The organism is Haematobacter sp. (genome assembly GCF_032102465.1).
Taxonomy (GTDB): domain Bacteria; phylum Pseudomonadota; class Alphaproteobacteria; order Rhodobacterales; family Rhodobacteraceae; genus Haematobacter.
Genome location: NZ_DAMDHB010000038.1, coordinates 24,314 through 35,643, shown reverse-complemented (window position 1 = coordinate 35,643; position 11,330 = coordinate 24,314). Strand labels below are relative to the sequence as shown.

Below are 11,330 nucleotides of genomic sequence, written 5' to 3'. Positions count from 1 at the left end.
ACGAATGGGGCTTCTCCAACCGAATGGGCGATACCGCCGCCGCCATCGGACGGCTCGGCGATCCGACCTGACGCGCCGAGCGGTCCGCCGAGGGCCGCCGGGGGCGCGGGGGCCGCCGGGGTCACGGGGTGCATGCTCCGGCACCTCCACCGGACCGGCAGGGAGCGCAGCCTGCCTGATCGGAGAAGGCCGGGGAAAGGGCCGCGAAAGGGAGGGCGACCGAAAATCCCCGGGGGAACACGACCGGTCGATTGGCAACCGCGGGTGCCGAGGGTGCTTGACAGGCTGCTGAAAAAGGCTTTTTGGCCTGTGTTGGAGCGGAAATCCTTCGCCATCTGACGAAATCCAGCCGGAAATCTATATATTTCCGGGCGTTTACGGGCCGATTTTCCGGTTTCCGGCGCATAGACCTGACACTTCAGGACTTTTCAGTCGCCTGTTAAAGGACCGCTGCTCTGGATGCCACCGGCGCGCGGGCTGGCGGAGGCGGGATATACCGGCCTGGCCTTCATGCGTTCGCAGGCGGGATACCTCCGCAGACCGGATGCCCAGCCTTTGACGCCGCCCCGGCGCGGGCTATGCTTTGCGGGAAGCCAAGGAGCGTGTGATGAACAAGCCATCCCCCGTCGACCCCTCGAACGGACCCGTGAGTGGACCCGCGACCGGACCCGTGAGCGAGGAGCGGCTCGACCGTCTCGCGGAAGTTGCCGTGAAGGTGGGTCTGAACCTCCAGCCCGGGCAGGATCTGGTGCTGACCGCGCCGGTCGCCGCCCTGCCTCTCGTCCGCCGCATCGCCGCGCGGGCTTATGCCGCCGGTGCGGGCGTGGTGACGCCGATCCTGTCGGACGAAGGAGTGACGCTCGCTCGGTTCCAGCAGGGCCGGGATGCCTCGTTCGACCGCGCGCCGGACTGGCTCTATCGCGGCATGGCGGCCGCCTATGACGGGAATGCCGCGCGGCTTGCCGTTTCGGGCGACAATCCCATGCTTCTGGCCGAACAGGATCCGGCCAGAGTGGCCCGCGCCAACCGGGCCAATTCCGCCGCCTACAAACCCGCGCTGGAGAAGATCTCCAATTTCGATATCAACTGGAACATCGTCTCCTACCCCAACCCGTCCTGGGCGCGGCTCGTCTTTCCCGACCTGCCGGAAGAGGAGGCGGTGGCGCGCCTGGCAGACGCGATCTTCGCCGCTTCCCGCGTTGACGGGCCGGACCCGGTCGCTGCCTGGGCCGCACACAATGCCGCGCTGAAGACGCGCGCCGGCTGGCTGAACGGGCACCGTTTCGCCGCGCTCCACTTCACCGGACCCGGCACCGACCTGACGGTGGGCCTTGCCGACGGGCATGAGTGGATGGGCGGCGCCTCACCGGCAAAGAACGGCATCACCTGCAACCCCAACATCCCGACGGAGGAGGTGTTCACCACGCCGCATTCCCGGCGGGTGGAGGGATATGTCCGCTCCACCAAGCCGCTCGCCCATCAAGGCACGCTGATCGACAATATCGAAGTGCGGTTCGAGGGCGGCCGCATCACGGAGGCGCGCGCCACCAGGGGAGAGGCCGTGCTGCTCAAGGCGCTGGATACGGACGAGGGCGCGCGGCGGCTGGGAGAGGTGGCGCTGGTGCCCCATTCCTCCCCCATCTCGCAATCGGGGCTGCTGTTCTACAACACGCTTTTCGACGAAAACGCCGCCTGCCACATCGCGCTCGGCCAGTGCTACTCCAAGTGCTTCATCGACGGGGCGACGCTTACCCCGGAGCAGATCGCCGCGCAGGGGGGCAATTCCAGCCTCATCCATGTGGACTGGATGATCGGCTCCGGCGAGATAGACATCGACGGGATCGGCGCGGACGGCACCCGGGTGCCGGTGTTCCGCAAGGGGGAATGGGCCACGCGCTGAGCCATGGCGGAAGGGGCGCGTGCGCCCCTTCCCCTCAGTCCTCATCCGCGGCGAGCTGGCTCAACACCTTGCCGCGGCCGCGGAGACGCAGGATCATCGGCACCACGAAGGCAAGGACCGCCACCGTCATCAGCCCCGCCGAGACCGGCGAGGAGACAAGCACCGTCCAGTCCCCCTGACTGATCGCCAGCGCCCGGCGCAGCTGCTGCTCCGCCAGCGGGCCGAGGATCAGCCCCACCACAATCGGCGCTATCGGATAGCCGAAGAGCCGCATCACAAAGCCCAGCAGGCCAAAAGCCAGCAGCATCGCCAGCTCGAACACCGAGGGGTTGGCCCCGATGGTGCCCAGCGTCGCAAAGAGCAGGATGCCCGCGTAAAGCCATGGCCGCGGGATGGTCAGCAGCTTCACCCACAGCCCGATCAGCGGCAGGTTCAGCACGAGCAGCATGGCATTCGCGATCAGCAGCGAGGCCACCAGCCCCCAGACCAGCGTGGGGTTCGTGGCGAAGAGCAGCGGCCCGGGCTGCAGGCCGAACTGCTGGAACCCGGCCAGCATGATCGCTGCCGTCGCCGTCGTCGGCAGGCCGAGCGTGAGCAGCGGCACCAGCGTGCCTGCCGCGGAGGCATTGTTCGCGGCTTCCGGCCCGGCGACGCCCTCGATGGCCCCCTCTCCGAATTCCTCGGGATGCTTGGTCATCTTCTTTTCGACGGCATAGGACAGGAAGGTGCCGATCTCCGCGCCGCCTGCCGGCATGGCGCCGATGGGAAAGCCGATCGCGGTGCCCCGGAGCCAGGGCTTCCACGACCGCTTCCAGTCCTGCCGGTTCATCCAGAGCGACCCCTTGACCGCGATCACCTCATCCTTGCCCGACCATCGCTGCGAGGCGAGATAGAGCGCCTCTCCGATCGCGAACATGGCGACGGCCAGCGTCGTCACCTCCACCCCGTCGAGCAGTTCGGGCATGCCGAACGAAAGCCGCGCCTGCCCCGAAAGCTGGTCGATCCCGATGACGGCCAGCCCCAGCCCCAGAAACAGCGACGTCAGCCCGCGCAGCGCCGAGTCCCCGAAGGCGGAGGAGACGGTGACGAAGGCCAGCACCATCAGCGCGAAATACTCCCGCGGGCCGAATACCAGCGCGAGCTTCACGATGAGCGGCGCGATGAAGGCGAGCAGCAGCGTCGCGATCAGCCCCGCCACGAAGGAGCCGATGGCCGCGGTGGCGAGCGCGGGGCCACCCCGCCCCTTTCGCGCCATCCGGTTGCCCTCCAGCGCGGTGATGATGGAGGCACTCTCCCCCGGCGTGTTCAGCAGGATGGAGGTGGTCGAGCCGCCATACATGCCGCCGTAATAGATGCCCGCGAACATGATGAGCGATCCGGCCGGGTCGAGCTTGTAGGTCACCGGCAGCAGGAGCGCCACGGTCAGCGCGGGGCCGATCCCCGGCAGCACGCCAACCGCCGTGCCCAGCGTCACGCCGATCAGCGCATAGAGCAGGTTCATCGGCTGCATGGCGATGGCGAGGCCCTGCAGAAGGAAATCGAATGTCGTCACCGGACCGCCCTCAGAAAGAGGTTTTCAAGCACGCCTTCCGGCAGGTGCAGTTGCAGCAATTGCGAAAACAGCAGCCAGACCGCGAAGGACAGGACGACCCCCACGATCACGGCGAAGAGGAGGTTGCGATAGCCGAAGCCGCGCGCCGTCGCGCCGAACATCACGCCCGTGGCGATGGAGAAACCCGCCGGGATCAGCAAAAGGATCTGGGCGACCAGCCCGCCCACCACCCAGAGAAGCGGCGGAACCTCCACTCGCTCCCGCTCGGGGAAGTCGTGCCGGAACGCCGCCACGACCGTCCAGATCGCCAGCAGGATCAGCACGCCGCCGACGATTTCCGGGACGGTCCCGGGCCCGACCTGCGAATAGCCGCCGAGATCCGCGAGCTGCATCGCATCGGAAATGATGACGGCGCCGAAGACGAACAGCCCCGCCGCGATGGTGAGCGCGCCGATATCGGCGCGCCGCCCTCCCCGCCCGCCATGACCCGGCTCACCGCGGCCCAGTTCGCCATGCTTCAGGTCGCCGTGCCTCAGCTCACTGCGGCCCAGTTCACCGTGCCTCAGCTCACCGTGGCGCTGCCCGTTCACCGGGCCGTCACTCATTTCACCAGACCGATGTCTTTGAGCACGGCGTCCGTCGCGGCGATGTCTTCCTTCAACTGCGCGTCGAAGGCGTCGCCCGCGAGATAGGTATCCGCCCAGCCCTTGTCGGAAAGCTGCTTCTGCCACTCCGCCGACTTCACCATCTTCTCGATATCGGCGGAGACGGCGGCCTTCTGCTCCGGCGTCAGGCCCGGCGCGGCGGCGACCATGCGCCAGTTCTCCAGCACCACGTCCAGTCCCGATTCCTTCAGCGTGGGCGCGTCGAAGCCCGCCACCCGCTCATCGGAGGAAACCGCGAGAAGCCGCAGCGTGCCGGCCTTGATCTGCCCCTCGAACTCGCCCAGCGAAGAAACGCCCGCCGAAACCTGCGCACCAAGGATCGCGGCCAGCGCCTCGCCGCCGCCGGAATAGGCGATGTAGTTGATCTTCGTCGGATCCACGCCCGCCGCCTTGGCGATGAGGCCGACCGCGATGTGATCCGTCCCGCCGGCGGAGCCACCCGCCCAGCTTACCGCGCCGGGGTTCTCCTTCAACGCGGCGATCAGGTCACCGATCGACTGGAACGGGGAGGAGGCGGGAACGACCACCGCCTCATATTCGCCGGTCAGCCGGGCGATGGGCGTCACGTCGTCCAGCCCGACGGGCGACTTGTTGGTCAGGATCGCGCCGACCATCACGTAGCCGCCCACGATCAGCGCGGAGGGATCGCCCTTCCTCTGGCTGACGAATTGCGCAAGCCCGATGGTGCCGCCCGCACCCGGCACGTTCTGGACCTGCACGCTGCGCGAGATGCCCGCCTCCTGAAGCACCGTCTGCATGGTGCGGGCCGTCTGGTCCCAGCCGCCGCCGGGATTGGCGGGCGCGATGATCGTGTAATCCGCCGCCATCGCGGGCAGCGAGAGCGCGCCAGCAATCAGCGACGCCAATGCGAAGTGTTTCATGGATGGTCCTCCTCCAACGGCGCTTTTCCTGAAAGCGCCTCCTTCCCCGGGGAATGTCCTTCCCCGGCCCTCCCCTTGGCCGGGGCCGCCTGCGCGGTCAGGATCAGGATAGAAAGAGGTTTGCCTTATGACAACTGTGTGATCGCCGATTGGTGAAGGCGGGGGAGCGGGGGGCGGCCCTTGCAGGCTGTCCGCTTTCTCAGAGCACCTCGTCCCAGCTCCTCGACAGGCGGGCCGCCGCGTTGATCAGCCCGACCATCGAATAGGTCTGCGGGAAATTGCCCCAGAGCTCCCCGCTCTCCACATGCACCCCTTCGGACAGCAGCCCCATCGGATTGCGGTGTGACAGGATGTCGAGGAAGATCTCCCGCGCCTCCTCCCGCCGACCCACGCGGATCAGCGCATCGATGAGCCAAAAGGTGCAGGCGGTGAAAGCGGTCTCCGGCTCTCCGAAATCGTCCGGCGCGCGGTAGCGGTAGAGGTGGTTGCCGAAGCGGAGCCACTTCTCGCAGGCCGCGAGGGTGGAAAGGAACCGCGGGTCGGACGCCTCCAGAATGCCGATTTCCGGCATGAGCAGCAGGCTCGCGTCCAGATCGCCGCCCCCGAAGGTCGCGACGAAACTCTGCAGCTCCGTGTTCCATGCCCGGCTCAGCACACCCTCCCGGATGCGGTCGGCCACCGCGCGCCAGTAGCGGGCGCGCTCCGTCAGGCCGAGCCGCGCCGCGATCCGCGCCAGCCGGTCGCAGGCCGCCCAGCACATCATGGAGGAATGGGTATGCACGCCGTTCCGGGTGCGGAATTCCCAGATCCCGGCGTCGGGCTGGTCCCAGCGGCTCTCCGCCTGCGCGCCGAGAACCTCCAGCTGGCGGAACAGCGCCTCGCCCCCCATCACGGGCAGACGTTCGTCGAAGAAGCACTGGATGATCGACAGGATGACGGAGCCGTAGCCGTCGTTCTGGATCTGGGTATAGGCCGCATTGCCCCGCCGCACCGGGCCGTGCCCGCGATAGCCGGGCAGCGAGGGCACGATGTGCTCATCGATCTCCCGCTCCAGCCCAAGGCCGAACAGCGGCTGAAGGTATCCTCCCTCCGACCCCATCGCGATGTTGGAGACGTAGGAGAGATAATCCTCCATCGTGCGCGTGGCCGACAGGCTGTTCAGCGCCTTGACGGTGAAATAGGAATCCCTCAGCCAGCAGAAGCGGTAATCCCAGTTCCGCCCGCTGTCGCCGTATTCCGGGATGGAGGTGGTCAGCGCGGCGACGATCGCCCCCGTCTCCTCCGTCGAGCAGAGTTTCAGCGTGATGGCGGAGCGGATGACCACATCCTGATAATCCGGCGGGATCGACAGGCTGCGCACCCATTCCAGCCAGTACTGCTCCGTCTCCCGCAGGAAGGAGCGCGCGATGGAGCGGGGCGAATCCGTCAGCCGCTCGTCCGGGCCGAGGAGGAAGGCATAGGGCCTGTCCACGATGAAGGGCGTCTCATGCGCGATGTATTCCACCGGCGCATCGGTGGTCAGCCGCAGTACCTGCTCCCCCAGCAGGAAGCGGAGGTGATTCGTACCTCGCGTCGTCTCCGGCCGGGCGTTGCCATAGTCGTGACGGGGGCGGATCAGCATCTGCATCCGGGGCGATCCCGCGACCGGCTCCACCAGCCGCACGACCGTCTGGCCGCGGAACATCCGGCCATGCGCCCGGAAGCGGGGACAGAAATCGGTGATGCGGAGGCGGTTGCCCTCGCCATCGACCAGCTCCGTCTCGATGATCGCGGTGTTGCGGCGATAGCGCTGGGTGGAGCCTGCCTGATCCACCAGCCGGATCGTCCAGTCCCCGCCCTCCGCCTTCTCCCGGTCCAGCAGGCGGCAGAATACCGGATCCCCCTCAAGGCGCGGGGCGCACATCCAGACGAGGGACGCCTCCCTGTCGATGAGCGCGGCGGAGGAGCAGTTTCCGATGACCCCGAGGTCGAGCGAAGGGGAGGCGGGTCGCGACATGCGCTGTCCTTTCTGTCTTGGTCCGGCCGTCGGGGGCGGGGGGAAGTGGCTCCTGAGGGAAGCGGTCGCTCCCTGCCTAACCCATTGGCAGCGGGTGCGGCAGACGCAAATTGTCAAACCGGCGTGTCCTGTAGCGCAGGGAACAGGGGTGCTAGCGGCTCCGGGCAGCGTGCGGGGCGGGCGGCGGCATGTCCATTGGATCGTCCATACCCTGCCGGCCCGGTTCCGGCCCGGCTTGCCCGGTCGCGGAGCCGAACTCCCCCGCGGGTCGGCCGGGGACATGTTCCGCCTCCGCCGACAGCGGTATGTCCGCGGTGAAAGGTTTGGCGGCGGGTTCGGCAGAGGTGCCGGTGCCCGCCGCGATCCAGCCTTCCCCGCTTTTCCGAAAGACATGGGGCGGCGTGGAGGCGAAGCGGCCCGCCTCATCCACGGCGAGGGCGGCGATCTCCACCCGGTCGCGGTCGATGTCGATCAGATTGAAGCTGTTCTTCTCTCCCCGGAGACGGGTGGACAGGACCGTCCCCGCCTGCACGAAAAGCACATGCGGATAATTGGTGAACGGGGCGATATGGGTGTTGTGGATATGCCCCGACAGCACGATCTCCGCCCCCGCCCCGGCAAAGCCTTCGACGGCTTTCGACGCGCCCCGCATCACCGGTTTCCGCGCACCCGGCAGCTGCTCGAGCGGGTGGTGCAGCACGACGATACGCGCCGCATCGCCGGCCTCGGCAAAGGCCTTTTTTGCCCGGCCCAGCGCGTGTTTCGGCATTCTCCCCTGCTGCCAGGCGAAACGGTTCACCGTGTTCACCCCCACGACCACCATATCGCCGCTGCGGAACTCCGGCTCCAGTTCCCGGCTGATGAAGCGGCGATAGCGCTTCCACGGCATTAGGAACCGCGCAAAGGGATTGTCGAGCGGCGTGTCATGATTGCCGGGAACCGACAGCACCGGCCCGGTCAGCCGGTTCAGGAAGGCGCGCGCTTCCTCGAACTGCCAGACGCGGGCACGCTGGGTGAAATCGCCGGAGATGACGGTCAGATCCGGCTTCAGGCCGTTCACCGCCTCCACCAGCGGGGCAAACAGCGCGGGGTCGGTCCGGCCGAAATGCAGGTCGGAGAGGTGGACGATGCGGCTCATGCGGACACCTCGTCTTCGGGGCTGGGCATGACGACGCTGATCGCATCCTTCAGGATCTCGAAGCGAAGGGGCGCGCGCATCCGTGCCTTCTCGCCGTCAAAGGCGACGAGGGGGGTCTTTTGCCGCAGTTCCACCTCTATCTCCGCCGCGTCGATGAGCGTCACGTCACGCCCGACCTCAAGCCGTCTGCTCACCAGACGCCACGCAAGGCGGAACAGCCCGGCCCGGCCCTCGGCCTTGGCCACGAACATGGCGAAGCGATCTCCGTTGATCGCCTCCGTCCCCTCCAGGCCGTAATGCTCGATCTGATAGGCGGAGCGGGCCACGAACAGCAGCGGCGTACGGAACTCCCGCCGCTCCCCATCCGCAAGGATGGACAGGCGCATGGGCCGCTGAAAGCCCAGAAAAGTCTTGATGACCGACCAGTGGGCCAGCAGCCGGTAGCGCCCCCAGCGCTCATACACGTCCTCGCGCTGCTTCAGAATCGAGGGGTAAATGCCAAGGCTCGCATTGTTCAGGAACACCTGTCCGTTCACCGTGCCGAGCGACATCTTCTCTGCCCGGCCCGCGAGTATCGCCTCCGCCGCCTCCTGCGGCTCCTGCGGCAGCCCCAGCCCGCGCGCGAAGAAGTTGAACGTGCCGAGCGGCAATACCCCCATCGCGGCCTTGCGGTCCCGCATCTCGGAGGCAACGGCCATGATCGTGCCGTCCCCCCCGGCGGCCACGATCAGATCGCGCCCCTCGCCCTCCAGCTCATCGATGAGATCGGCCATCCTGTCGGTTTCCGGCTCCCAGTAAACCAGCCGCGCGTTGGGGCCGAAGACCTCCATCGCGTGCTCTACCGCCTCTTTCTCGCGCGAGTTCCGTCCCGATCCCGCATTCGCCACGACGCCGATGGCCTTCGCCTGCATTCCGTTTCCGTCCTCTTTAGCCATGAGCCAACGCAGAGCGGGCAAGCCGGTTGCATCGTTGGTGGAACAACTCTCGCGGGCCCCGAGAAAGCCTTTCAGACCCATACCGGAGCAGAAATCGTTCGCAATCTGACGAAATTCAGCCTTTTCGGATCACTCCGGAGCAGATTTCCCGGTTTCCGGAGCGGGGGGCATGACGCTCCTGAACTTTTTCAGCGGCCTGCTAGCCCAGAACCACCCGCGCGACAGGGACGGGCAGCGCGGAAACGGTCATGTCGAAAAGCCGCGCTCTCCGGCCTGCGACACGCGCCACAGTTTCGAGGAGGGGGGCCGGGTCCGTGAGAGGCCGCGGCGGTGCCCGCCCCTCTCCGCCACTCGCGGTCAGCGCGTCGAGCCAGCCGGGCGCTGGCACCGCCCCCCGGTAGAGCCGGGCTGCATCGCCGCCCGGACCCGCAGGAACCGGCGCGCCGCGCCGCTCCATCTCCACCATGTTGCGCCAGAGAAACATTGCCTCCTCCACCGCGCGGAGAGCCGTCTGACGGGGCTCCTGTCCGGCGGCGGAACCGATGGTCGGGCGCCCTCCATTCCGGTCCGCCGTCCGCGCGATCGCCACGATATGCTGCGGCCCGGCGGCCATCCAGAGCGACAGCCGGCGAAGCTGCCCGTCGAGATAGCCGCGATAGGGCGTCAGCTCGGCCAGTTCCACTTTATGGAATGCGCCACCATCGCCTTCCGCCAGCCGATCAAGGGCGAGGTGCTCCAGCGTCTCGAGACAGGCGCGATCACCGGCATCCCGCAGCCTCTCGCCCGCCGCCGCGCCACGGGAGGTGACACCCCCGCCCTCCGGCGCGCCAAGCGTCAGCCGGGTGACCGATTCAACCTCCGCCAGGCCCGCGGCCGTGGCCAGCGGTTCAAGGCGGGCGGGCCTCGTGGCGGAATATTGCAGCGCGTATCGCTCCGCCCCCTCCATCATCGCCCGGAATGCCGCCTCCGCGCGGGTCGCCCCCGCCCCGGAAGCCACCCGTGCCGCCAATCCCTCCGGGGGTGCACAGCCTGCGGGCAGCGCCAATGCAACCACCGCCATGTGAAACGGCCAGCCGGACGGCAGAGCGGGAAAATGCGGCACCGAAAGCAAATCGTCGGAACAGGCGCGAGCGAGAAGTTTTTCCATCATGCTTCCGGTTGCAAACCGCCGATCTTCACTGGATTATCGCGAAGCTGTGATTCAATCCATATGCATTGCCCCGGGGAGGGTATGGAATGGCACGTCTCAAACTGAAAACCGGTGAAAGCTACAGATCTGTCGGCACGGCTTTGCTTGAGATGGCCGAGGCCGTTCGTCGCGACACGCCGGAGCAGCGGTTTTCGCCAGACGGCGGAGTGGAGCTGTCGGAAAGGTTCAAGGCTCTCTTCGACGAACGTTTCGTCGATGGCCCGCCCACCCTGCATACGGCCGGGGAGGAAGGCCCGATCGAGGACGGCGTCCGCCTCGTGCTGCATTTCGACCGGACGGTGTCAGAGGGCGGCAAGACGATGCGGATCGTCAATGTCGCCGTTCCGGACCTCACCGGCAAGGGCCGCATCGACCGCGACACCGGGTTGTCCGGCATAGCGGAGGAGGCGATCGGCTTCATCGCCATCTGCGGCTGCGCAGGGTAGAGCGCCGCCCGGATGACGCCCGCGACGCACACTCCCGGCCGCCCCCGCGGTATCGCCGTCGGGATGGCTGGCATCAGCGTCTTTGGCGCTTTCCGGCTGACTGCGCCTGATGGACGGGACGCAACCCCGCCGGGGAAAAGGGCCAAGGCGCTTCTGGCGATGCTGGCGCTTGCACCGGGCGGGCGACGCACCCGCGGCTGGTTGCAGGATCGTCTGTGGAGCGACCGCGACCCGGCGAAGGGGCGCGCCAGTCTGCGGCAGGAGTTGAGCGCGCTCCGCCATCACCTGTCCCGGCACGGGCTGGAGATCATCTCCACCCCTGGCGACGATGTCGTCCTCCATCTGGAGGCGCTGCGGGTGGATGCCTTCGTCTCTGTTCCCGCGGCGCATCTCGACCTGCTCGAAGGGATGGATCTCCCCGACCCGGAGTTCGAGACATGGTTGAGCGAGGAGCGGGCGCACTGGTACGGCAAGCTCGACGGGCCTGCCGTGCTGACCGCCCCGCCACAGACGGTGCCCCAGGGGCCGGAACCGCCGCAGCTGGCCGCGCGGACGCTGTTTCCGCATCTTGCCATCGAACCGTTCGCCGTGATCGGCGCGGATGCACAACTCGCCTATCTTGCCAGCG

The 11,330-nt window shown here is 67.5% G+C and carries 9 protein-coding genes; 2 read left to right on the top strand and 7 right to left on the bottom strand.

All coding sequences use genetic code 11. The features are described 5' to 3' along the window. The first annotated feature begins 646 nt into the window (after positions 1-646). Positions 647-1,900 (top strand): aminopeptidase, encoded by a 1,254-nt coding sequence (locus tag RT513_RS17575; protein WP_313534196.1) that lies wholly within the window; start codon positions 647-649, stop codon positions 1,898-1,900. Positions 1,901-1,934: 34 nt separating this feature from the next. On the opposite strand, the gene RT513_RS17570 is transcribed toward RT513_RS17575, so the two are convergent. From RT513_RS17570 to RT513_RS17540, 7 genes are all read right to left on the bottom strand, one after another. Then, on the bottom strand, positions 1,935-3,452 hold the full coding sequence (locus RT513_RS17570; protein WP_290687274.1) for a tripartite tricarboxylate transporter permease: 1,518 nt from the start codon (positions 3,450-3,452) through the stop codon (positions 1,935-1,937). Continuing rightward, positions 3,449-4,057: a tripartite tricarboxylate transporter TctB family protein gene (locus tag RT513_RS17565; RefSeq protein WP_290687275.1), complete on the bottom strand. Its 609-nt coding sequence runs from the start codon at positions 4,055-4,057 to the stop codon at positions 3,449-3,451. Before RT513_RS17565 ends, RT513_RS17570 begins: the two co-directional genes overlap by 4 nt. Continuing rightward, positions 4,054-4,998, bottom strand: a complete 945-nt coding sequence (locus RT513_RS17560; protein ID WP_290687276.1) for a Bug family tripartite tricarboxylate transporter substrate binding protein — start codon at positions 4,996-4,998, stop codon at positions 4,054-4,056. Before RT513_RS17560 ends, RT513_RS17565 begins: the two co-directional genes overlap by 4 nt. A gap of 199 nt (positions 4,999-5,197) precedes the next feature. Next, positions 5,198-6,994, bottom strand: a complete 1,797-nt coding sequence (locus RT513_RS17555) for a glycoside hydrolase family 15 protein (RefSeq protein WP_290687277.1) — start codon at positions 6,992-6,994, stop codon at positions 5,198-5,200. Positions 6,995-7,145: 151 nt separating this feature from the next. Then, the gene (locus RT513_RS17550; RefSeq protein ID WP_290687278.1) at positions 7,146-8,132 is read right to left on the bottom strand and encodes a metallophosphoesterase family protein; all 987 of its coding nucleotides are present in this window, start codon (positions 8,130-8,132) and stop codon (positions 7,146-7,148) included. Next, the gene (locus RT513_RS17545; protein WP_256947397.1) at positions 8,129-9,043 is read right to left on the bottom strand and encodes a diacylglycerol/lipid kinase family protein; all 915 of its coding nucleotides are present in this window, start codon (positions 9,041-9,043) and stop codon (positions 8,129-8,131) included. The genes RT513_RS17550 and RT513_RS17545 overlap by 4 nt, the downstream gene beginning before the upstream one ends. A 223-nt stretch (positions 9,044-9,266) precedes the next feature. Beyond that, positions 9,267-10,214: a hypothetical protein gene (locus RT513_RS17540; RefSeq protein WP_290687279.1), complete on the bottom strand. Its 948-nt coding sequence runs from the start codon at positions 10,212-10,214 to the stop codon at positions 9,267-9,269. An 89-nt stretch (positions 10,215-10,303) separates the two neighbouring features. Between RT513_RS17540 and RT513_RS17535 the strand changes: the two genes are divergently transcribed. Next, positions 10,304-10,702 carry a hypothetical protein gene (locus RT513_RS17535; RefSeq protein WP_088216756.1) on the top strand — a complete coding sequence of 133 codons (399 nt, stop codon included), beginning with the start codon at positions 10,304-10,306 and terminating at the stop codon, positions 10,700-10,702. Positions 10,703-11,330: the final 628 nt, after the last annotated feature.